General features: G+C 72.4%; 24 protein-coding genes and 1 riboswitch. Of the genes, 6 read left to right on the forward strand and 18 right to left on the reverse strand.

Annotated elements, in window-relative coordinates; all coding sequences use genetic code 11:
• Nucleotides 1–30: 30 nt before the first annotated feature.
• Both SACTE_RS06510 and SACTE_RS06515 read right to left on the reverse strand, forming a co-directional pair.
• Nucleotides 31–1,209: a hypothetical protein gene (locus tag SACTE_RS06510; RefSeq protein WP_014045231.1), complete on the reverse strand. Its 1,179-nt coding sequence runs from the start codon at nt 1,207–1,209 to the stop codon at nt 31–33.
• Nucleotides 1,206–2,165, reverse strand: coding sequence for a 5-dehydro-4-deoxyglucarate dehydratase (locus SACTE_RS06515; RefSeq protein ID WP_014045232.1), 960 nt, complete (start codon nt 2,163–2,165; stop codon nt 1,206–1,208). Before SACTE_RS06515 ends, SACTE_RS06510 begins: the two co-directional genes overlap by 4 nt.
• 312 nt (nt 2,166–2,477) lie before the next feature.
• Here SACTE_RS06515 and SACTE_RS06520 point away from each other — a divergent pair, with 312 nt between their 5' ends.
• The 3 genes from SACTE_RS06520 (at nt 2,478) to SACTE_RS06530 (ending at nt 4,913) form a co-directional block, all read left to right on the forward strand.
• Complete coding sequence (locus tag SACTE_RS06520; RefSeq protein ID WP_014045233.1) at nt 2,478–3,287, forward strand: NAD(P)-dependent oxidoreductase; 810 nt, start codon at nt 2,478–2,480, stop codon at nt 3,285–3,287.
• Nucleotides 3,288–3,362: 75 nt separating this feature from the next.
• Nucleotides 3,363–3,596 carry a hypothetical protein gene (locus tag SACTE_RS06525; protein WP_026359025.1) on the forward strand — a complete coding sequence of 78 codons (234 nt, stop codon included), beginning with the start codon at nt 3,363–3,365 and terminating at the stop codon, nt 3,594–3,596.
• A gap of 87 nt (nt 3,597–3,683) precedes the next feature.
• Entirely contained in the window at nt 3,684–4,913 is a 1,230-nt protein-coding gene (locus tag SACTE_RS06530) for a TerD family protein (protein WP_181464308.1), read from the forward strand.
• A 160-nt stretch (nt 4,914–5,073) separates the two neighbouring features.
• On the opposite strand, the gene SACTE_RS34230 is transcribed toward SACTE_RS06530, so the two are convergent.
• Entirely contained in the window at nt 5,074–5,304 is a 231-nt protein-coding gene (locus SACTE_RS34230) for a hypothetical protein (protein ID WP_014156926.1), read from the reverse strand.
• Nucleotides 5,305–5,661: 357 nt separating this feature from the next.
• Complete coding sequence (locus SACTE_RS06540; protein ID WP_014045237.1) at nt 5,662–7,137, reverse strand: hypothetical protein; 1,476 nt, start codon at nt 7,135–7,137, stop codon at nt 5,662–5,664.
• A gap of 281 nt (nt 7,138–7,418) precedes the next feature.
• On the opposite strand from SACTE_RS06540, the gene SACTE_RS06545 reads away from it, so the two are divergent.
• Nucleotides 7,419–8,009 carry a histidine phosphatase family protein gene (locus SACTE_RS06545; protein WP_014045238.1) on the forward strand — a complete coding sequence of 197 codons (591 nt, stop codon included), beginning with the start codon at nt 7,419–7,421 and terminating at the stop codon, nt 8,007–8,009.
• 170 nt (nt 8,010–8,179) lie between these two features.
• Here the strand turns inward: SACTE_RS06545 and SACTE_RS06550 are convergent, their stop codons facing one another.
• The 4 genes from SACTE_RS06550 to SACTE_RS06565 all read right to left on the reverse strand — a co-directional run bounded on the left by SACTE_RS06550 (nt 8,180) and on the right by SACTE_RS06565 (nt 10,584).
• Nucleotides 8,180–8,950, reverse strand: coding sequence for a CbtA family protein (locus SACTE_RS06550; protein WP_014045239.1), 771 nt, complete (start codon nt 8,948–8,950; stop codon nt 8,180–8,182).
• A gap of 20 nt (nt 8,951–8,970) precedes the next feature.
• Nucleotides 8,971–9,192, reverse strand: coding sequence for a CbtB-domain containing protein (locus SACTE_RS06555; protein WP_014045240.1), 222 nt, complete (start codon nt 9,190–9,192; stop codon nt 8,971–8,973).
• Between the two features lie 36 nt (nt 9,193–9,228).
• Nucleotides 9,229–9,376, reverse strand: a riboswitch (cobalamin riboswitch).
• Between the two features lie 139 nt (nt 9,377–9,515).
• Entirely contained in the window at nt 9,516–9,851 is a 336-nt protein-coding gene (locus SACTE_RS06560) for an antibiotic biosynthesis monooxygenase (RefSeq protein ID WP_019992805.1), read from the reverse strand.
• 82 nt (nt 9,852–9,933) lie between these two features.
• Nucleotides 9,934–10,584, reverse strand: a complete 651-nt coding sequence (locus SACTE_RS06565) for a DUF4232 domain-containing protein (protein ID WP_014045241.1) — start codon at nt 10,582–10,584, stop codon at nt 9,934–9,936.
• A 154-nt stretch (nt 10,585–10,738) separates the two neighbouring features.
• Between SACTE_RS06565 and dapA the strand changes: the two genes are divergently transcribed.
• A complete protein-coding gene (dapA, locus tag SACTE_RS06570) occupies nt 10,739–11,632 on the forward strand; it encodes a 4-hydroxy-tetrahydrodipicolinate synthase (RefSeq protein WP_026359024.1) in 894 nt (297 codons plus the stop codon).
• Here dapA and dapD read toward each other — a convergent pair.
• The 3 genes from dapD to SACTE_RS06585 all read right to left on the reverse strand — a co-directional run bounded on the left by dapD (nt 11,629) and on the right by SACTE_RS06585 (nt 13,629).
• Nucleotides 11,629–12,627 carry a 2,3,4,5-tetrahydropyridine-2,6-dicarboxylate N-succinyltransferase gene (dapD, locus tag SACTE_RS06575; RefSeq protein ID WP_014045243.1) on the reverse strand — a complete coding sequence of 333 codons (999 nt, stop codon included), beginning with the start codon at nt 12,625–12,627 and terminating at the stop codon, nt 11,629–11,631. The genes dapA and dapD overlap by 4 nt on opposite strands.
• A gap of 130 nt (nt 12,628–12,757) precedes the next feature.
• Nucleotides 12,758–13,309 (reverse strand): TetR family transcriptional regulator, encoded by a 552-nt coding sequence (locus SACTE_RS06580; RefSeq protein ID WP_014045244.1) that lies wholly within the window; start codon nt 13,307–13,309, stop codon nt 12,758–12,760.
• Complete coding sequence (locus SACTE_RS06585; RefSeq protein WP_014045245.1) at nt 13,309–13,629, reverse strand: multidrug efflux SMR transporter; 321 nt, start codon at nt 13,627–13,629, stop codon at nt 13,309–13,311. The genes SACTE_RS06580 and SACTE_RS06585 overlap by 1 nt, the downstream gene beginning before the upstream one ends.
• A gap of 116 nt (nt 13,630–13,745) precedes the next feature.
• Here SACTE_RS06585 and SACTE_RS06590 point away from each other — a divergent pair, with 116 nt between their 5' ends.
• Nucleotides 13,746–14,903, forward strand: a complete 1,158-nt coding sequence (locus tag SACTE_RS06590) for a membrane protein (RefSeq protein ID WP_014045246.1) — start codon at nt 13,746–13,748, stop codon at nt 14,901–14,903.
• 29 nt (nt 14,904–14,932) lie between these two features.
• Here the strand turns inward: SACTE_RS06590 and SACTE_RS06595 are convergent, their stop codons facing one another.
• The 7 genes from SACTE_RS06595 to sufD all read right to left on the reverse strand — a co-directional run bounded on the left by SACTE_RS06595 (nt 14,933) and on the right by sufD (nt 19,727).
• Nucleotides 14,933–15,298, reverse strand: a complete 366-nt coding sequence (locus SACTE_RS06595; protein ID WP_019992803.1) for a VOC family protein — start codon at nt 15,296–15,298, stop codon at nt 14,933–14,935.
• 74 nt (nt 15,299–15,372) lie between these two features.
• Nucleotides 15,373–15,711 carry a metal-sulfur cluster assembly factor gene (locus SACTE_RS06600; protein WP_014045248.1) on the reverse strand — a complete coding sequence of 113 codons (339 nt, stop codon included), beginning with the start codon at nt 15,709–15,711 and terminating at the stop codon, nt 15,373–15,375.
• Nucleotides 15,708–16,163 carry a Fe-S cluster assembly sulfur transfer protein SufU gene (sufU, locus tag SACTE_RS06605; RefSeq protein ID WP_014045249.1) on the reverse strand — a complete coding sequence of 152 codons (456 nt, stop codon included), beginning with the start codon at nt 16,161–16,163 and terminating at the stop codon, nt 15,708–15,710. Before sufU ends, SACTE_RS06600 begins: the two co-directional genes overlap by 4 nt.
• 26 nt (nt 16,164–16,189) lie before the next feature.
• Nucleotides 16,190–17,458, reverse strand: a complete 1,269-nt coding sequence (locus tag SACTE_RS06610) for a cysteine desulfurase (RefSeq protein WP_014045250.1) — start codon at nt 17,456–17,458, stop codon at nt 16,190–16,192.
• On the reverse strand, nt 17,455–18,219 hold the full coding sequence (gene sufC / locus SACTE_RS06615; protein ID WP_014045251.1) for a Fe-S cluster assembly ATPase SufC: 765 nt from the start codon (nt 18,217–18,219) through the stop codon (nt 17,455–17,457). The genes SACTE_RS06610 and sufC overlap by 4 nt, the downstream gene beginning before the upstream one ends.
• A gap of 7 nt (nt 18,220–18,226) precedes the next feature.
• Nucleotides 18,227–18,544 (reverse strand): bifunctional 3-phenylpropionate/cinnamic acid dioxygenase ferredoxin subunit, encoded by a 318-nt coding sequence (locus SACTE_RS06620; RefSeq protein WP_014045252.1) that lies wholly within the window; start codon nt 18,542–18,544, stop codon nt 18,227–18,229.
• Between the two features lies 1 nt (nt 18,545).
• The gene (sufD, locus tag SACTE_RS06625) at nt 18,546–19,727 is read right to left on the reverse strand and encodes a Fe-S cluster assembly protein SufD (RefSeq protein ID WP_014045253.1); all 1,182 of its coding nucleotides are present in this window, start codon (nt 19,725–19,727) and stop codon (nt 18,546–18,548) included.
• Nucleotides 19,728–19,760: the final 33 nt, after the last annotated feature.

Consider the following 19,760-nt stretch of genomic DNA (forward strand, 5'->3'; position numbering starts at 1 on the left):
CCTCACCGCGAGGCGGGCGGACGCTCCGGGTCATCCGGCGAGGCGGCCGAGCGCGCTCGCGACGGCGTCCAGGTCCGGCCCGGAGGCCAGCCCCGCGTGGTACAGGCGCAGTTCGGTGGCGCCCAGCGAGCGGGCGTGCGCCGCGTCCCGCTCCAGGGTGGCGGGGCTCCCGCCCATGCCGCTGACCACACCGAAGTTGGCGGCCAGCACCCCGCCGCGCCCGGCGAAGGGCCCGAGGACGGCCTCACGCGCCGCGTCCCCGCCGGTGCAGGGCAGCACCACCCCGTCCGCGGTGGACAGGATGTGCGCGGGGTCCACCCCGACGTTGGCGCCGGTGCGGTACGGGGCCGGGTCGGCGTGCAGCAGGACCTGGAAGCCGTCGGGCGCCTCGCGCCGTACGGCGGCGACGGCCGCCTCCTGGAGCCGGCGGGCGACCTGGTCGCGCCACTGCCGGGTGGCGTCGGCGAGACCGGCCCCGAGCAGCTCGCGGACACCGGACCAGCCCGAAGCGCCGGAGCCCTGTCCGGCCCAGACCGGTTCCAGGGCGCGCCGCACCGCACCGGCGAGCTCACCGGCGTCCAGCCCGGTTCCCGCGTACCCGGAGCGGCAGTCGGGGCAGAAGCACAGCGACATCAGGTACTGGGCCGCGTCCCCGAGGCCGACCCCGGCGGTCTTGTCGTGGGCGTGCAGATGGGCGAAGCCGTACCAGCCGCAGGACTCCAGCTCGGTCCCCGACGCCCCGGGGCGTACGGCGGCCTCGGCGGCCAGGTCCACCAGGTAGGCGTGGACGGCGTCCTGGGCGATGCACGGCGCCCACGGGTAGCGGTCACCGTAGGCGTTGACCACCGAGGTCCCCGGATGCTCGGCGCCGAGCCGGGAGTTGTGCGCGAGCACCACCCAGGTGTGCACCTGGAGCCCGGCGCCGGCCAGCGCCTCGGCCGCCTCGGCGTACGGGTCCTCGCCCGCCACCCAGGACTGCGGGAAGGGGCGCAGGTCGCGCCCCTTCCAGCGCGCCGCGTCCGGCGGGTAGAGCACCGCGGCGTGTTCCGCGGTGACGATCCGGTGGCCGGGGTGGCGCGGGGTCAGGGCCCGGGTGGAGTGGTAGGCGGAGGCCAGGGTGGCCTGCCGGACGCCGAGTCGGGCCAGACGGGCCGCCGCGTCCGGGTCGCCGACGACGTCCCAGGGGTAGACGAAGGCGGAGGCCCTCACTTGGCCTCCCCCGCCCGGTGCTTCTCCAGCAGGGCGCGCCCGGACGCGATGATCCCGGTCAGCTCCTCGATGTGCGCGGCCGGGGGTTCGGTGAGCGGGGTGCGCACCTCGCCGACGGCCAGGCCGCCCAGCCGCACGCCCGCCTTCACCAGCGACACCGCGTAGCCGCGGCCCTTGGCCCGCAGCTCGACGAGCGGCCGGTAGAAGTGGTCCAGCAGCCCGTTGACCAGGTCGTCGTCGCCGCTGCCCAGCGCCCGGTGGAAGGCCAGGGCGATGTCCGGGGCGAAGGCGAAGACGGCGGACGAGTAGAGCGTGATGCCGATGCCCCGGTAGGCGAGGCCGGTGAGTTCGGCGGTGGGCAGCCCGTTGAAGTACAGGAAGTCCTGCTCGGGCAGCCCGGTGCGCACGGCACTGACGATGCGCTGCATCAGGTCGAGGTCGCCGTAGCCGTCCTTGAGGCCGATGATCCCGGGGGTCCGGGCGAGGGCGAGGACGGTCTCGGGGGTGAAGACGGCGTTGTCCCGCTGGTAGACGATCGTCTCCAGGCCGGTGGCGGCGGCGAGCGCGGTGTAGTGGGCCAGCAGCCCTTCCTGGTCGGCCACGACGAGGTACGGGGGCATGGCGAGCAGCCCGTCGGCGCCCGCCTCCTCGGCGAGCCGCGCGTACCGGACCGCGAGTGCGGTGCCGTAACCGGCGCCGGCGACGACGGGCACCGCTCCCGCCGTCTCCTCGACCGCGGCGGCGACCACGAGCCGGAACTCCTCGGGGGTCAGCGCGTGGAACTCGCCCGTGCCGCAGCAGGCGAAGACCGCGGCGGCGCCGGCGTCCACCCCGGCCCGCACATGTGCGCGGAAGGCCGCGAGGTCGACGCCGCCGTCCGGCCCGTAGGCGGTGACGGGGAAGAAGAGCGGCCCGGCGACAGCGGTGAGTCGGGCGGCGAGGGGGGCTGAGGTCACGGGCGCTCCCTGAGCAGATCCAGCGTGCACAATTATGATCGGTGTCCATATTTCTGAACGCGGCCACGCTAAGCCAGCCTCGCGGCGCCGGTCAAGACGAGTGCGGCCGACCCGATGCGGAACCCGTGCTTCCGGGTCACACTTGACGGATCGGCCGCGACTTCCTAGCTTGTCCACGCATGTGAATGTCATCCATGGATTTGACGCATCGCGCGGACACGCCCTGCCCGGCCGCCGCGCACCCCGTCCGCTCCGCCCCGCGGCACCGCCGCCCGCGCACCGCGTCCGTGTCCCGCACCGAGGAGATCCCGTATGCCCGCTCCCCGCACCGTCCTGCTCACCGGCGCCGCCGGCGGCCTCGGCACCCTGATGCGGGGGCTGCTCCCCGCGTACGGCTACGAGCTCCGCCTCTTCGACGTCGTCCCCGTCGAGGGCGAACCGGACGCCGTCGTCGCGGACCTCTGCGACAAGGACGCGGTGCGCGAGGCCGTGCGGGGCGTCGACGCGATCATCCACTTCGCGGGCATCTCGCTGGAAGCCCCGTTCGACAAGATCCTCCGCTCCAACATCGAGGGCACGTACAACCTGTACGAGGCGGCGCGCGAGGAGGGGGTCGGGCGGATCGTGTTCGCCTCCTCCAACCACGCCATCGGCTACACCCCGCGCCCCCAGGACGGCGACCCGCTGATCCCGGTCGACACCCCGCGCCGCCCGGACACCTTCTACGGGCTGTCCAAGTCCTTCGGCGAGGACCTCGCCCAGCTCTACTGGGACAAGCACGGCCTGGAGACCGTCTCCGTGCGCATCGGCTCCTGCTTCATGGAGCCGACCTCGGTGCGGATGCTCTCCGTCTGGATGAGCCCCGGCGACGGCGCGCGCCTCTTCCACGCGGCGCTGACCGCCGAAGGCGTGGAGCACACCGTGGTCCACGGGTCCTCCGCCAACACCCGCCTGTGGTGGGACCTGTCGAGCGCCCGCGCCCTGGGATACGAGCCGCAGGACGACTCCGAGCAGTACGCGGACAAGCTCGTCGCCGAACACGGGGAGCTGGACCCGGACAACCCCGACCACGCCCGCGTCGGCGGCCACTTCGTGACGAACCCGCCGATCTGGCCGCACTGACCCGGCCGGGGACCTCGCGGGACCGGCGCGCAATTCACGCGACAGCGGCGGGCCCCCGCGGTCACCATGGGCGCCATGCCGAGACCATCCGGATTCCAGTACGAGCAGCACGGCGACGCGAGCGTCACGATCACCCACCACGGCCGCCCGGCGGGGACGTTGCGCGGCGGCCGGGCCGACAAGTTCCTCGCCGAGGTGGCCTCGGGCGACGCCCAGCTGGTGATGGCGCGCTGGACGGGGGCGTACAGGCACGGCAACGAACGGACGGCCCGCGCCCACCCCCGCAACCGGCCCGGGCGCAGGAGCTGAGGGCCCGCCGACCGGGCCCCTGGGCCGTACGGATCACGTCCCGAAAGGTAAGGGAACGGCAAAGCCGGGTCGTTCGTTACCCCGGACATGACCGCAATGACCCCCGGCTCGAACATCCCTCTCTCCGCCGCCCGCGTGGCGGTGGACGTCGCCGCCCCGGTGCGGCTCGACGTCTCGGGCCTGCTGCTCACCGCCGACGGCAAGGTGCGCTCCGACGACGACTTCATCTTCTACAACCAGCCCTCGGGCCCGGGTGTGACCTACCGCTCGGGCGGTGGCTCCGCCCCCGACGCGATCGTGGTGGACACCACGGCGGTCCCGGCCGGCATCGAGAAGATCGTCGTCACCGCGAGCCCCGACGCGGCCGGCCAGACCTTCCAGGGCGTCGAGCCCACCGCCACCGTGCGCAACGCGGACGACGGCAGCGCGCTCGCCACGTTCACCCCGCCCCGGCTGGGCAGCGAGACGGCACTGCTGGTCATCGAGATCTACCTGCGCAACGGCGCCTGGAAGGCCCGCGCGGTCGGCCAGGGCTATGCGAACGGGCTGGCGGGCATCGCCACGGACTTCGGTGTCTCGGTCGAGGAGCCCGCCCCGGCTCCGGCCGCCCAGACGCCGGCCCCCGCCGCGCCGCCCGCGCCGCCCGCCCCGCCGACCGCCGCGCCCTTGGACCCCCGGACGGCCCCGCCCGTGCCGCCGGCCCCGCCCGCTCCCCCGGCCTCGGCCCCCTCGGCGCCAGGCCGGATCAACCTCGACAAGGGCCGGGTCAGCCTCCGAAAGAACCAGACCGTCTCCCTGGTCAAGGGCGGCCGCCCGCTGCTCTCGCAGGTCAAGATGGGTCTCGGCTGGGAGCCCGCGTTCCGCGGCAAGGACATCGACCTCGACGCCTCGGTGATCGCCTACGGGCCCGACCGCACCCACCTGGACAGCTGCTACTTCGGCAAGCTCTCGATCCTGAACGGCGCGATCAAGCACTCCGGCGACAACCTCACCGGTGAGGGCGCGGGGGACGACGAGGTGATCGTCGTCGACCTGGGCCGGATCCCGGCGGAGGCGACGGGCCTGGTCTTCACGGTCAACTCGTTCACCGGCCAGAAGTTCACCGAGGTCGCGAAGGCCTACTGCCGGCTGCTGGACGCGGCCACCGGCGAGGAGCTGGTCCGCTTCGACCTGACGGGAGCGGAGCCGCAGACCGGCGTGATGATGGCCAAGCTGATCAAGCAGTTCTCCGGTGAGTGGGAGATGACCGCGATGGGCGAGTTCGTGAAGTCACGGACCGTCCGCGGCATGGTGAAGCCCGCCGCGAAGTCCCTGTAGCCGGGTCCCGGGCGCCCGGCGCACGGCCCAGGCCCCCGGGCACGACTCGGGCCCCCGGAACATCTTCCGGGGGCCGAGGTCGTGTCCGCGAGACAGCGGCGGCCGCGCCCTGGCGAGGCGCTGCGGGGCCGTGCGGACACGGCCTCGGCCGAACGACGCCTCAGAGCTTGGTCAGCTTGGAGTACGGGCTCAGGATCCTCCCCTGGCGCCCCGAGAAGTCGATGAGCACTGCGTCGTTGTCGCCCTCGACGGCTAGGACTCGGCCGAGTCCGAACTGGTCGTGCGACACCCGGTCGCCCACATCGAAGCACTCGACCGGTGGGGCCGCCTGGGCCGGGCGGTTGAAGGGACTGGAAGGCAGGTGACGCCGGGATCCGGCTGACTGTTTCATTACCTCGAAGTATGCGCCCTGGGGGCGCCCGACGCCATGCCCGTCACCCCGGGGGCGGCAGTCGTGCCGCATTCGTCATCAGCCGGTCCGGGGGGCCGGTCCGCCCTCCGGCCCGCCTCCGACGGCGGCACCGTCCGGAACGCCGCGTCCGTGGGTCCCCCGAAGGTGTGGCGGTTCCCACTGCCCGACGCCCCGTGGCCGGTCCGTGTCCGGCGGGCTCCAGGGGTGTGACGGCACGGCCGCCACCGCGAGGTTCGGCGGCTTCGCGGCCCGCGACAGGATCTCGCCGTGCACCGCTCGGCCGCTCCCGGTGCCCCGGACGGCCGGGGCACCGCCCGTGTGCGGTGCCCCGGACCTCTACGGGCGGTGGTGCGACCGGGCCTTGAAGGCGGCCTTGCGGGCGTCCTTCGCCGTCTTGCGGTCGCGGTGCAGGCGGCCCATCGCCTCCAGCACCTCGGCCGTGGCCGGGTGGTCCACCCGCCACACCTCGTCGAAGAAGCCGCTGTGCCCGCTGCTGAGACCCTCGACCAGTTCCTGGAGTTCGTCTATGTCACCGTCGGCGTCCAGCTGGGCCGCGATGGTGTCGACGGCGAGCCAGAAGATCATCGACTCCGGCGGCACGGGCACATCGGCCGCGCCCCGCTCCGCGAGCCAGACCCTGGCCAGTCCGCCGAGTTCGGGATCGTCCAGCACCGCGCGCACCGCGGGCTCGGCCTCCGGGCCCACCGACGCGAGCGCCTGCTGGCAGTGCAGCCGGCGCAGCGGCGCGCCCCCGTCCGATCCGCGTGCGGCGGCGAGCAGTTCGGCCGCGGCCTGTGCCGCCCCCTCCGTGCCGCGGTGCCCGAGCCACAGCACCACCTCGGAGCGGGCCGCGTCCTCGGGGTAGTACGCGATGCCGTCGAGGAGGGCGTCGGCGCCCTTGTCCGCGAGGTCGCCGACGGCGGGGGCGTCGACCCCGGCCTCCAGCATCCTTTCCCGGATGCCGTAGAGGCCGAGGGGGGTCAGCCGGACCATGCCGTAGCGGGTGACGTCCTCGTCGTCGGCCTCGGGCTCCTCGCCGTCACCGCTGAGCAGCGTCTCGTCCACCGGCCGGTACTCGACGATCCCGATGGGTTCGAGGACGCGGAACTGGTCGTCGAGCCGCATCATCGCCTCCGACACCTGCTCCAGCACCTCGTCGGTCGGCTCGTCCATGTCGTCGGGGACGACCACGGACGCGGCGAGGGCGGGCAGCGGCACGGGGGCCGCTCCGGGGCCGGCCTCCGCCAGGGTCAGCAGGTACAGGTTGCCGAGTACGCCGTCGAGGAACTCCGCCTCGGTCTCCGGGTCCCAGTCCAGGGCGTCGAAGTCGACGCTGCCGTCCTCGTTGACGAGGTCGGCGAAGTCGTCGAAGGCCGGTGCGGTGGCGTCGGCGTGCACGGCGTCCAGGCCGTCGAGCCAGATCCCGAGGACGTCCTGCGGTGAACCGCCGGTCAGCAGGGCCAGGTTCTCGCCCACGGTGACGGTGCCCTCCGCGTCGGCGTCCGGCCCCTCGCCGGGGGCGGACTCGTCCTGCGGGTCCTGGACGTCGACCAGCCCGGTGTCGACCGCGAGGCGCCAGGCCTCACTGGCGTACGCGGCGCCGTCCTCGTCGTCGGCGAGGCCGAGATGCTCCGCGGCTGCGGGGAGTTGTGCCTCCGCGAGTTCGCCGCCGGCGCCGACCCGGGTCTCGGGTCCCGCCCAGCGGGCGAGGCGGGCGGCTCGGGCGAGCAGCGGAGCGGACAGCGCGTCCCGTGCCAACTCGGCCTCGGTGTGCAGCCGCACCGGCGGCAGGGAGGGGCGCTCTGCGGACATCAGGGGGTTCTCCTCGGGGCGGTACTCAGGCTGGGAGCGGGGCGGCCCGCCGCGACGGGCAGGGCCCGCCGCTCACGGAGTCCGGGTGGGCCGCCGCACCAGCGTAGACGCATTTCGTCCCGAGCCGCCCGGTTCTCGCCAGGCCCGGGGACCTGTGCTTCCTCCGCCGCCCGGGGCGCGTTCCGGATGCTATTTTCGCGGGTACGCCACCGGGCGGCGAGACCCTTCCGTGCCTGGTGGACACCGTGCCCCAGGACCGCAGCCGCAGGAGGCGCGCCCCCATGACCAGCCGTGTCGTCCTCATCTCTCCCGCGACGAGCCCCGCGCTGCGCCAGGCCCGGTTCGACGCCGACGGCCCGATCGACGCGGGGGGAGCGGCGCGGGCCCGTGCCGCGGCCGGTTCGCTGCCCCGGGCGCTCCGGGTCGTCACGTCACCCGGTGCGCGGTGCCGCGGGACGGCGGTGGAGCTCGGACTGCGCGCCGAGGACGCTCCCGAGCTGGCCCCCCTGGACGTGGGCCGCTGGCGCGGCCGGACGCTCGACGAGGTCGGCGCCGGCGAACCGGAGGCGGTGGCGCGCTGGTTGTCCGATCCCGCGTCCGCGCCGCACGGCGGGGAGGCGGTACGGGACGTGTGCGCGCGGGTCGGCACGTGGCTGGACTCGGTGGCGCGGCTGGACGGGCGCACACTCGCCGTGGTCGAGCCCGAGGTCGTGCGGGCGGCCGTCCTGCACGCGCTGGATCTGCCCGTGGCGGCCTTCTGGCGTATCGACGTGCCGCCGCTGACCGCGACGGAGCTCAGCGGACGGGCCGCGCGCTGGAACCTACGGCTGGGAAGCCCGCTGGTCGGGCCGGACACCGCCCTCGCCGACTGAGCGGAGCCGGCACGGGCCCGCCCGTCCGGCGCAGCGATCCCGGTCGAGGAAGCGGCGGTTCGGCTGGCGGGCGGTGCGGGCCCGTGCCGGTCCGCGGCAGGACGCCGAAGGCCCTCCGGAAGCTTCCGGAGGGCCTTCGGCGTGCGGTGCGTCCCGCGTCCCGGAAGGACTCAGCGCGCGGCCGGGACCGCCCGTCCGGGCGCGGCCTGGGCGGGCTTCGGGTTCAGCAGCCGCTCGGCCAGTTCGCCGAGGAACAGGCCGAGTCCGCCCCACAGCACGGCCTGGATGGCCAGGGCGGAGAGCCGGAAGCGCCAGAGCAGGGTGGCCGGGAAGTCGTCCGGCACCTCGTTGATCACCGGAAGGAACGCGTAGGCGAGCCCGATCACGACGCCGAAGGCGGCCACCGCGACGACGGTCGCGTACCAGGCGCCGAGCCGGGGGGCGAGCCGCTTGCCGAGGAGGGTGGCGGCGATCGCGAGGAGCACGCTGAGGACCATCATCAGGAAGTACAGCGCCGTGCGCTTGCCGATGGTGTCGGGGTCACCGACCGCCGGCGGGTTGACGGGGTACTTCAGGTACGGCACGACGTACACGGCCAGCAGTGCGCATCCGGACAGCAGCAGGGCGGTCGCCCGGGGGCCGAAGCGCCCGATGCGGCCGAGCGCGAAGCAGAAGGCGAGGGCGGCGATGCCGCCGAAGGCGACCCCGTAGACCAGGATGCCGGTGGCGAGACCGGCCGTGGACTGCAGGGAGCGGGAGACGACTTCGACCTCGTGCTCGTGGGCGCCCCCGTGGGAGTGCGCCTGGGCCTCCTCGAGGCCGATCGCGCTGTCGACGCCCGGCTCCCCGAGGAAGTAGGCGACGACCAGGGCGAGCACACCGGCGGCGAGACCGGCGAGCATGCCCCGCACGAGGAGGTTTCTTACGGTTGCGGAGTTCATGGTGTGCGGCGTCCCTCAGGTCAGTGGCAGGGGAAGCCGAGCAGGTGGCGGGCGTCGTGTACCCACTCGTGGACGCCCGTGCCGCTGAACACGGAGGTGGCGCCCTGTTCGGCGCCGACGAAGTACAGGAGGATCAGCATCAGGATGCCGAAGAAGACCGCCCAGGGTGCTATCGCCTTCAGCGGCAGCGTGGCGGGTACGACGGGTGTGGTGGCTGTCGGCTGAGCGACGTGCTGCGCCATGGCAGGGCCTCCTCTGGGAGTTCGCGTCCCATATCGGTGGTGCACAAGGACGACGGCCACGGGTCTGACTCACGAGGCGCCCCAAGGGCCTCGCACACAGTGGCGCGACCGTGCCGGGTTCCCACCGGCTTCCGTCTCGCCGTCGTCATATCGGCACGACGGTACCGCGTGACGGGTGCATGGCCAAGGGCGTGCCGTTCGGCGTGACCTTCCTCTCCCGCCGGTGCCTTCGCCCGGCGCCGGCGCGCGGGTCCGAAGCCGAGCACCGGTGTGCAGCGGCGCACGTCGCTGCCCGACAGACCCGGGTAGCCCTGGACCCGCCGTCACTGCGGTGTCGGCGCTCCGACTCCGCCGCCGGCCGAGGCGAGCGCGTCGACGTGGGCCCGCGCGGTCTCCCACACGGCGTAGTTGACCATCCGCGCCCCGTCCGTCCCGACGTGGAAGTGCGCCGCGATACCGCCGGACGCGGGCTTCGGGTCGGTGCCCAGCGCCTCGAACACCGCGTCCGCCCAGTCCCGTCGGCGGGCCGGATCCGGTCCGTCGAACCGCACGTCGACGATCACGACGCAGCCCGGCTCGCGGGTGTCGTGCTCCGCGGTCCTGGAGCGGTACGGCTCCAGGGTGGGGCGCGGGGCGATCTCGGTCTCGGTGGACGGCATGGCGGTGGTCCTTCCCGGGCGCACACCGTGGGTACGCCTCGGTCGTCACCCTCGTACGTCGAGCGCGCTCGAGGTCAAGGCGTCACTCGGGGAGGTCGGCCCGCCAGGCGGTGGTGTTCAACTCGTCCATCAGGCGCACGTCGTGTTCCTCCAGCGGGAAGATCCGGGCACCGGCGTCGGGGGCGGCGGCGATCTCCAGGGCGTCGCCCTCGATCAGGTCGCCGCCTTCCTGGGTGGAGACCCAGGCGAGGATCGAGCGGACGGTGCCACCGGGTTCGAGCGCGACGGCCTTGGGTCCCTGGTCCTGGCCGAACATCGATCCACCCGGGTTGACCGGCACGGGGATGCGTCTGCCGTCCTCGTCGAGCGCCCGGACGGCGGGGTAGCCGTTCACCTGGTAGGTCCCGGTGCCGCAGTTGGTCAGGGTGAGCACGACGGCCCGGTGGAACATCGCCGCCTCCACCGGTCCCATCTCGACCTTCGCCCCGGAGGCGGGACAGTCCCCGGCCGGTGCGGTGGTGCCCGGGGCGCCTCGGGGAGGTGCGGACGTGGTGTCCGGAACGGCGGGCAGCGTCTCGGCCCGGACGGTGCCGGACGGCGCCGAGGCCTGTGCCGGGCTCCGTGTCGGAGCCGGTTCGCCCTCCCCCGCCGGGACCAGGAAGCCGGCGCAGCCCGAGAGCGTCAGCACGGTGGCCGAGCAGAGGACCGCCGCCGTCGTGTGCCGTACCCGCATCGCCGTGGACCCCGCCCCTGGAACGAACAGCCGCTTGCGTGTTCGATCATGCCAGACGCCCTGGCGGAGCCCGGTCGATTGTTCAGCATCGCTTGGCCCTCACCCGGAGCAGATCTAAGTGGACCTGCGCCGCCCGGCCGCCGAGACTGCGGTCATGACAGCGACCGCCCGTACGCCCGGGCCCTTCGGCCGCGCCCTCTGCGCGATGATCACACCGTTCGGCCCCGCCGGTGACCTGGATCTGGAGGCCGCCCGCAGGCACGCCCGCGCCCTGGTCGCGGACGGCTGCGACGGGCTGGTGCTGAGCGGCACCACGGGCGAGTCGCCCACCACCACCGACGCCGAGAAGACCGCGCTGCTGCGGGCGGTGCGCGAGGCGGTCGGCGAGGGCGTCCCGCTCCTCGCCGGGGTGGGCAGCGCCGACACCCGGCACACCGTCCGGCTCGCCCAGGAGGCGGAGGCGGCGGGCGCGGACGGCCTGCTGGTGGTGACCCCGTACTACAGCCGCCCTCCGCAGGCCGCGATCGAGGCCCACTTCCTCCGGGTCGCGGAGGCCACGGGCGTCCCGCTCATGCTCTACGACATCCCGGGCCGCACCGGTACCCGGATCGGGACGGGCACGCTGCTGCGGCTGGCGGAACACCCGCGTGTGGTGGCGGTCAAGGACTGCTCGTACGACCTGCTCGCGGCGACGAAGGTGATGGCGCGGACCCGGCTGGCCTACTACTCGGGCTGCGAGGAACTGAACCTGCCGCTGTACGCGCTCGGCGGCGCGGGCTACGTGAGTACGGTCGCCAATGTGGCGCCCCGTCAGATGCGTTCGGTGCTCGACGCGTTCGACGCCGGTGAGACCGCGGAGGCGGCCCGTCTCAACCAGCTGACGGCCCCTCTGGTGGAGGCGATGATGGCGGCCGGTCTGCCCGGGACCGTCACGGCGAAGGCACTCCTGGACGCCGGACCGGTCCGCGAACCGCTGCAGCCCGCCGGCCGCGAGGCGGTCGACGGGCTGCGCGCGGCGTACGGGGAACTCCTCGCCGCGACCGATTAGTCGTTGCTGTGCAGGATGTCGTTGAGCCCGTCCCAGACCGCGTTGTTCGGACGGGCCTCGACGGCTCCGGTGACCGAGTTGCGGCGGAAGAGGATGTTCGAGGCGCCGGAGAGGTCCCGGGCCTTGACGACCTGGCCGTCGGGCATCGTGACGCGGGTCCCGGCCGTGACGTACAGCCCGGCCTCGACGACGCACTCGTCGCCGAGCGCGATGCCGATCCCGGCCTCCGCGCCGATCAGGCAGCGCTCGCCGATGGCGATGCGCTCCTTGCCGCCGCCGGAGAGGGTGCCCATGGTGGAGGCTCCGCCACCGATGTCGGAGCCGTCGCCGATGACGACACCGGCCGAGATCCGGCCCTCGACCATGGAGGTGCCGAGGGTGCCCGCGTTGAAGTTGACGAAGCCCTCGTGCATCACGGTCGTACCGGAGGCCAGGTGCGCCCCGAGCCTGACCCGGTCGGCGTCGGCGATGCGTACGCCCTTGGGCGCGACGTAGTCCGTCATGCGGGGGAACTTGTCCACCGAGGTGACCTGGAGGTGCAGGCCCTCGGCCCGGGCGTTGAGCCGGACCTTCTCCAGGTCGTCGACGGCGACGGGACCGAGCGAGGTCCAGGCGACGTTGGCGAGGAAGCCGAAGATGCCGTCGAGGTTCTGGCCGTGCGGCCGGACCAGGCGGTGCGAGAGCAGGTGCAGCCGCAGGTAGGTGTCGTGCGCGTCGAGCGGCTTGTCGTCCAGCGAGGAGATGACCGTGGACACCGCCACGACCTCGACACCCCGGCGCGCGTCCACCCCGAGGGCCTTCGCCGCGCCCTCTCCGAGCCGGTTCACCGCCTCGTCCGGGGACAGGCGCTGGGTCCCGGCGGGGCCGCGGTCGGCGACGAGCTCGGGGGCGGGGAACCAGGTGTCGAGGACGGTGCCGTCACCGGCGATGGTGGCGAGGCCGGCGGCGACGGCGCCGGTGGTGCGGGCGGAGCCCTGGGAAGTCGTGTCGGTCATGCACGAAACCTAACCGTCCGAGGGCCGCTCGGGCGAACCGGTCTCGCCGTCCGGGCGGCCCCGCGCCCACCCGTCCCCGGGCGGCGGTGTCCCGCCCCGCCGCTACGGCCGCGCCCGCACGGCGCGCTCCTCACCGGGGGCCGCCGCCCTCCACGATCCGCGCCAGCATCTCCCGGGTGTAGGCGGCGTCGAAGTCGCCCCCGGCCAGCAGCACCTGGAGGCTGATGCCGTCGAGGAGGGCGACGAGCGCGCGGGCGGTCGCCGGGTCGGTCCGGCGGGCGAGCAGCTCGCCCGCCTCGTCGGCCCACTCCGCCGCGACGGGGCGCAGGGCGGGCCTGCGCAGGGCGGCGAGGTACAGCTCGTACTCCAGCTCGATCGCCCCGCGTTCGCCCGCGAACCACTCCCCCAGCAGCCGGGTCAGCTCGTCTGCCAGGTCCGCCTCGGGGTCGGCCAGACGCGCGCTCTCCCGTACGGTCCGGACGAAGTTCTCGTTGCACCGGCGCAAAGCGGCGACCAGCAGCTCGTCGAGCGAGGCGAAGTGGTACGTCGTGGAGCCCAGCGGCACGTCGGCCTCGGCCGCGACGGTGCGGTGACTGAGACCGGCGATGCCCCGGTCCGCGACGATCCGGATGGCCGCCTCGATGATCCGGTCGCGCCGCTCGGGGTCGTAACGGCGTGCCATCAGTGCGTCCCGCCGAGATTGAGCACCACGACGCCGACGATGATCAGCGCGAGACCGACCAGCTTGGCGGCGCCCGCCGGTTCACCCATCCACAGGATGCCGATGAGGGCGACGGCGGCGGTGCCCACGCCGGCCCAGATCGCGTAGGCGGTGCCGATGGAGAGGGTCTTGAGGGTCTGGGCCAGCAGCGCGAACGCCAGTACGTAGCCCACCGCCGTGACGACCGAGGGCCACAGCCGGGAGAAGCCCTCGCTGTACTTCATGGCCGTCGTCGCGGTCACCTCCGCCGCGATGGCCCCGGCCAGCAGTGCGTATCCCATGCGTACCAGCGTACACATCGTTGCGTACGGGCGTACACAACCGCGCGGGACGCTACGGTGTCCCCCGATCGGTCACATGGAACGACGAACACATCACACGACATGACGGAGCAGTAGTGGCGCAGGACGCAGGGTGGGGCGGCGGTGCGTACACAGGCGCACCGCACGGCGGGGTGCCGTACGGGGGGCCACCGGGATGGGGCGGCTGGGTGCCGCCGCCGAAGCCGGGGGTGATACCCCTCGCCCCGCTGGGGCTGGGCGATCTGCTCGGCGGGGCGTTCACCACGATGGGCCGGTACGGCAAGCAGCTGTTCGGCCTGGCCGCCGCCCTGTACGGCGGCGCGTTGGCGCTGATGGGACTGGCGGTCGCCACCGCCTACGGTGCGGTGGGCGATAGCCTGGAGCGGGTGGTCTCGCTCGGTTACGACGAGGAGCCGGCCACCGGCGACCTCTCCGCCCTGCTGATCGCGGGCGTCGTCCTCGGCCTGCTCGCCTTCGTCACGATGCTCGCCGTCACGGGCCTGATGTACGCCGCGGTCCCCGCGGTGGTGCAGGAGGCGGTGCTGGGCAGGGCCGTCACCATCGCCACGGTGTGGCGCCGCGCCCGGGCCGCGCTGATGCCGGTCATGGGCACGCTGTTCCTCACCATCCTGATCGCGTTCGTGCCCATGGCGCTGCTCATGGCCGGCTTCGTCGGGGTGATCGCCGCCTCCTTCTCCACCGCGAGCGGCGCGGGCGGGGCCGTGGTCCTGACGATCGGCATCCTCGGAGCCGTGGCGACGGGACCGCTGGCCGTGTGGCTCTGGGTGAAGCTCTCCCTGGCGCCGGCGATCGTGGTCTTCGAGCGCTGCGGGCCGGTGACCGCTCTGCGCCGCTCCTCGCGGCTGGTGAGCGGCGACTGGTGGCGGGTCTTCGGCGTCCTGCTGCTCGTCTACGTCATGGCGGCGGTGGCGGGCTACTTCATCCAACTGCCGTTCGTGTTCCTCGGCCTGTTCCCCAGCATGCTCGGCAGTGCCTCCCTGGACGACGACCCGACCCTCGCCGCGATCCTGGCCATGACGGCCGGCTACTTCGTCGCGATGATGCTGGGCCAGCTGGCGAGCCAGATCGTCTCCACCACGTTCCCTCAGCTGGTGACCGCGCTCCTCTACGTGGACCGGCGGATACGCACGGAGGACCTGGGACCGGTCCTGGCCGAGGCCGCGGGCGTACCGCGGCAGGGCGGCCCGTACCCGCCGCCGTATCCGCCCCCGTACGGAGCCGGGCAGTGGTGAACGCGGCGTAGGCCCTGCCGTTGGCCCGGTCAGTCCACCAGCGAGTTCTTCGGGCTGAGCACACAGAACTCGTTGCCCTCGGGGTCCGCCAGCACCGCCCAGGTCACCCCGGGGTCCTGCCCGACGTCCACCCGCCGGGCGCCGAGCCCGATGATGCGCTCGACCTCGGTGTCCCGGTCGTCGGGCGCCAGGTCGATGTGCAGCCGGTTCTTGACGGTCTTGCCCTCCGGGACGGGAAGGAAGCACATCCCGGGCCAGGCGGACTCGTCGGCCCCGATGACGATCTCCTCCGCGTCCTCGAAGAGCACCTTCCAGTCCAGCACCGCGCACCAGAAGCGGGCCAGCAGGGGAAGGTCGTGGGCGTCGACGGCGAGGTGGTACAAGCGAGCGGCCATGCCCGCCAGTCTGCCTGGGGGCATGGCCGCTCGTGGTGCGGCGACGATCCGGGGCCTGAATCAGCCGTACGGAATCAGACGTTGAAGCCCAGTGCGCGAAGCTGCTCGCGACCGTCGTCGGTGATCTTGTCCGGGCCCCACGGGGGCATCCAGACCCAGTTGATCCGCAGCTCGCTGACGATGCCGTCGGTCGCGGACTTCGCCTGGTCCTCGATGACGTCGGTCAGCGGGCAGGCCGCGGACGTCAGGGTCATGTCGAGGGTGGCGATGTTCGCGTCGTCGACGTGGATGCCGTAGATCAGGCCCAGGTTGACGACGTCGATGCCCAGCTCGGGGTCGACCACGTCGTACAGCGCCTCGCGGACCTCCTCCTCGGAGGCCGGCTTGGTGGTAAGAGTCTCGTTCTCGCTCATGCCGTCTTCCCTTCGGACAGCGCCTGCGCCGTCGCGTCCTTCCACGCCATCCAGCTCAGCAGCGCGCACTTGACCCGTGCCGGGTACTTGGAGACTCCGGCGAACGCGACCGCGTCCTCCAGCAGCTCCTCCATCGTCTCGTCCGGCTCCAGCTGACCCTTGGACTGCATCAGCTCCAGGAACGCCTCCTGGATCTTGTGCGCCTCGCCCAGCTCCTTGCCGACCAGGAGGTCGTTGAGCACGGACGCGCTGGCCTGGCTGATGGAGCAGCCCTGGCCCTCGTAACTGACGTCGGCGATGGTCTCGCCGTCGTACTTCACGCGGAGCGTGATCTCGTCGCCGCACGTCGGGTTGACGTGGTGCACCTCGGCGTCGCCGTCCCGCAGGCCACGCCCGTGGGGGTGCTTGTAGTGGTCCAGGATCACTTCCTGGTACATGGAGTCAAGCTTCACCAGTCAACCCTCAGCCGCTGTGCCAATTAACCGAAAAAGTTCCGCACGTGCTCCAGGCCGTCCACCAGGGCGTCGACCTCGGCCGGCGTGGAGTACAGATAGAACGACGCTCGCGTCGTCGCAGGAATTCCGTACCGCAGGCAGACCGGCCGTGCGCAGTGGTGTCCGACCCGGACGGCGATGCCCTGCTCGTCGAGCACCTGCCCCACGTCGTGGGGGTGGATGTCTCCGAGCGTGAAGGAGATCGTCGCCCCGCGGTCCTCGGCCGTCGCCGGACCGATGATCCGCAGGTCGGGCACCTCCAGGAGCCGCTTCACCGCGTACGCGGTGATCGCCTGCTCGTGGTGGTGGATGTTCTCCATGCCGATGGCCGAGAGGTAGTCCACGGCCGCGCCGAGGCCGACGGCCTGGGCGATCGGGGGCGTACCGGCCTCGAACTTGTGCGGAGCCGGGGCGTACGTCGACGAGTGCATCGACACCGTCTCGATCATCTCGCCGCCGCCGAGGAACGGCGGCAGGTCCTCCAGGAGCTCCTGCCGTCCCCAGAGCACGCCGATGCCGGTCGGGCCGACCATCTTGTGGCCGGTGAAGGCCACGAAGTCGGCCTGCAGCGCCTGCACGTCGAGCACCATGTGCGGGGCCGCCTGCGAGGCGTCCACGCAGACCAGCGCGCCGACCTGCTGGGCACGCCGGATGATCTTCTCGACCGGGTTGATCGTGCCCATGATGTTCGAGACCAGCGTGAGCGTGACGATCTTCGTCTTCTCGGTGATGACCTCGTCGATGTCCGACAGGTCCAGGCGCCCGTCGTCCGTGATGCCGAACCACTTCAGCTTCGCGCCCGTGCGCTGCGAGAGCAGCTGCCACGGCACGATGTTGGAGTGGTGCTCCATCTCGGTGGTGACGATCTCGGTGTCACTGTCGACCCGGTAGGGCTCGTCCGCCCAGCCGAGCATGTTGGCCACGAGGTTCAGCGACTCCGAGGCGTTCTTGGTGAAGATCACCTCGTTGCGGCTGGGCGCGTTGATGAAGGCCGCGACCTTGTCGCGAGCGCCCTCGTACAGCGCGGTGGCCTCCTCCGCGATGGTGTACACACCGCGGTGGACGTTGGCGTTGTGCCGCTCGTAGTACTCGTTGAGCGCGTCGAGGACCTGGCGCGGCTTCTGCGAGGTCGCCGCGCTGTCCAGGTACACGAGCTTCTTGCCGTCGTGGACCGTGCGGTCCAGGATCGGGAAGTCCTTGCGGATCGCCTCGGTGTCGAGGAGGCCGGAGAGCCCCTGTCGGGCGTCAGTCACGCGGAAGCGCCACCCTTCACGTATGCCTCGTAGCCCTCGTTCTCCAGCTTGTCGGCGAGCTCGGCGCCGCCGGACTCGGCGATGCGGCCGTTGGCGAAGACGTGCACGAAGTCGGGCTTGATGTAGCGGAGGATCCGCGTGTAGTGCGTGATCAGCAGGGTGCCGACCTCGCCGGACTCGCGGACCCGGTTGACGCCTTCGGAGACGACGCGCAGGGCGTCGACGTCCAGGCCGGAGTCGGTCTCGTCGAGGATGGCGATCTTCGGCTTGAGCAGCTCCAGCTGGAGGATCTCGTGGCGCTTCTTCTCACCGCCGGAGAAGCCCTCGTTGACGTTGCGCTCGGCGAAGGACGGGTCCATCTGGAGCCCGGCCATCGTCTCCTTGACCTCCTTGACCCACGTACGCAGCTTGGGCGCCTCGCCGCGGACGGCGGTGGCGGAGGTGCGCAGGAAGTTGGAAACCGAGACACCGGGGATCTCGACCGGGTACTGCATGGCGAGGAACAGACCGGCGCGGGCCCGCTCGTCGACGGACATCTCCAGGACGTCCTCGCCGTCCAGGGTCACCGTGCCACTCGTGATCGTGTACTTGGGGTGGCCTGCGAGCGAGTAGGCGAGGGTGGACTTGCCGGACCCGTTCGGGCCCATGATGGCGTGGGTCTCGCCCTGCTTCACGGTCAGGTCGACGCCCTTGAGGATCTCCTTCGTGGCGTTGTCGGCCTCGACGGAGACGTGCAGGTCGCGGATTTCAAGCGTTGCCATGGGTGACTCAGGACTCCTGGGTGACGGAGACGAGCACATCGTCCCCTTCGATCTTTACGGGGTATACGGGGACGGGGCGCGTCGCGGGAAGACCGGACGGCTTGCCGGTGCGGAGGTCGAAACTCGATCCGTGCAGCCAGCACTCGATCGAGCAGTCCTCCACCTCGCCCTCCGACAGCGAGACGTTCGCGTGCGAGCAGATGTCGTTGATCGCGAACACCTCGCCCTCGGTGCGGACGACGGAGACGGGTGTGCCGTCGAGCTCCACCCGCTTGGGGGTGTCGTCCTCCAGCTCACTCAGCGCACAGGCGCGGACGAAGGCCATCTCAGACCGACGCCTTCAGCTCGGCCTCGATCTTGTCGAGGAGCCGGGCCTCGACGTCGGGCAGACCGATCTGCTGGACCAGCTCGGCGAAGAAGCCGCGCACGACGAGGCGGCGGGCCTCCTCCTCCGGGATGCCCCGGGACTGGAGGTAGAACAGCTGCTCGTCGTCGAAGCGCCCGGTCGCCGAGGCGTGGCCGGCGCCGACGATCTCGCCGGTCTCGATCTCCAGGTTGGGCACGGAGTCGACCCGGGCGCCGTCGGTGAGGACCAGGTTGCGGTTCATCTCGTAGGTGTCGGTGCCCTCGGCGGCGGCCTGGATGAGGACGTCACCGATCCATACGGCGTGGGCGCCGTCACCCTGCAGCGCGCCCTTGTAGGCCACGTTGGACTTGCAGTGCGGGGTGTTGTGGTCGACCAGGAGGCGGTGCTCCTGGTGCTGGCCCTTGTCGGTGAAGTACAGCCCGAAGAGCTCGGCCTCGCCGCCGGGGCCCGCGTAGGCGACCCTCGGGTTGAGGCGGACCAGGTCGCCGCCGAAGGTGACGACGACGGACTTGAAGGAGGCGTCACGGCCGACCAGCGCGTTGTGCTGGGCGACGTGGACGGCCTTCTCGTCCCAGTCCTGGACGGAGACGACGGTCAGCTTCGCCCCGTCACCCAGGACGTAGTCGACGTTGGTGGCGAGCACCGTGTCACCGGTGTGGTCGATGACGACGACGGCCTCGGCGAAGGCGCCCAGCTCGATGACCTGGTGGCCGTAGGCGACACCGCCCTCGCCGTGCACGGCGATCCGGATCGGCTCGGTGAGCACGGCCTCCTTGGCGACGGTGACGAAGGACGCCTGCTCGAAGGACGCGTACGCCTGGGCGGCGACGCGGTCCACCGGGGTGCCCCCCTTGCCGAGCCGGGCGTCGTCCCGGCCGACGGTCTCGACCGTGACGCCCTCGGGCGCCTCGACGACGACCTTGACGGCGTCACCGGTGGCGACCGCGGTGCCGTCGTGCAGTCCGCGCAGCCGCTCCAGCGGGGTGAAGCGCCACTCCTCCTCGCGGCCGTGCGGGACGGGGAAGTCCGCGACGTCGAAGGACGGGGGTGCGCTCATGCGCGTGGCGACGGTCGACTCGGCGGCCACCGCGATGGAACCGGCGGTGGTGGAGCCCACCGGGGAATTCTGAGCCTCAGCCATGGCTGTCGTAGTGCTCGCTTTCTCAGTCAAGAA

Source organism: Streptomyces sp. SirexAA-E, assembly GCF_000177195.2.
GTDB classification, from domain to species: domain Bacteria; phylum Actinomycetota; class Actinomycetes; order Streptomycetales; family Streptomycetaceae; genus Streptomyces; species Streptomyces flavovirens.

Coding starts and splice junctions, on each gene's coding strand:
- SACTE_RS06530 (WP_181464308.1), top strand. CDS start 3,684: ATGACCGCAATGACCCCCGGCTCGAACATCCCTCTCTCCGCCGCCCGC.
- SACTE_RS06545 (WP_014045238.1), top strand. CDS start 7,419: ATGACCAGCCGTGTCGTCCTCATCTCTCCCGCGACGAGCCCCGCGCTG.
- SACTE_RS34230 (WP_014156926.1), bottom strand. CDS start 5,304: ATGAAACAGTCAGCCGGATCCCGGCGTCACCTGCCTTCCAGTCCCTTC.
- sufD (WP_014045253.1), bottom strand. CDS start 19,727: ATGGCTGAGGCTCAGAATTCCCCGGTGGGCTCCACCACCGCCGGTTCC.
- SACTE_RS06540 (WP_014045237.1), bottom strand. CDS start 7,137: ATGTCCGCAGAGCGCCCCTCCCTGCCGCCGGTGCGGCTGCACACCGAG.
- SACTE_RS06555 (WP_014045240.1), bottom strand. CDS start 9,192: ATGGCGCAGCACGTCGCTCAGCCGACAGCCACCACACCCGTCGTACCC.
- SACTE_RS06595 (WP_019992803.1), bottom strand. CDS start 15,298: ATGGCCGCTCGCTTGTACCACCTCGCCGTCGACGCCCACGACCTTCCC.
- SACTE_RS06520 (WP_014045233.1), top strand. CDS start 2,478: ATGCCCGCTCCCCGCACCGTCCTGCTCACCGGCGCCGCCGGCGGCCTC.
- dapD (WP_014045243.1), bottom strand. CDS start 12,627: ATGACCGACACGACTTCCCAGGGCTCCGCCCGCACCACCGGCGCCGTC.
- SACTE_RS06620 (WP_014045252.1), bottom strand. CDS start 18,544: ATGGCCTTCGTCCGCGCCTGTGCGCTGAGTGAGCTGGAGGACGACACC.
- SACTE_RS06560 (WP_019992805.1), bottom strand. CDS start 9,851: ATGCCGTCCACCGAGACCGAGATCGCCCCGCGCCCCACCCTGGAGCCG.
- sufC (WP_014045251.1), bottom strand. CDS start 18,219: ATGGCAACGCTTGAAATCCGCGACCTGCACGTCTCCGTCGAGGCCGAC.
- SACTE_RS06580 (WP_014045244.1), bottom strand. CDS start 13,309: ATGGCACGCCGTTACGACCCCGAGCGGCGCGACCGGATCATCGAGGCG.
- SACTE_RS06585 (WP_014045245.1), bottom strand. CDS start 13,629: ATGGGATACGCACTGCTGGCCGGGGCCATCGCGGCGGAGGTGACCGCG.
- SACTE_RS06600 (WP_014045248.1), bottom strand. CDS start 15,711: ATGAGCGAGAACGAGACTCTTACCACCAAGCCGGCCTCCGAGGAGGAG.
- SACTE_RS06525 (WP_026359025.1), top strand. CDS start 3,363: ATGCCGAGACCATCCGGATTCCAGTACGAGCAGCACGGCGACGCGAGC.
- dapA (WP_026359024.1), top strand. CDS start 10,739: ATGACAGCGACCGCCCGTACGCCCGGGCCCTTCGGCCGCGCCCTCTGC.
- SACTE_RS06565 (WP_014045241.1), bottom strand. CDS start 10,584: ATGCGGGTACGGCACACGACGGCGGCGGTCCTCTGCTCGGCCACCGTG.
- SACTE_RS06550 (WP_014045239.1), bottom strand. CDS start 8,950: ATGAACTCCGCAACCGTAAGAAACCTCCTCGTGCGGGGCATGCTCGCC.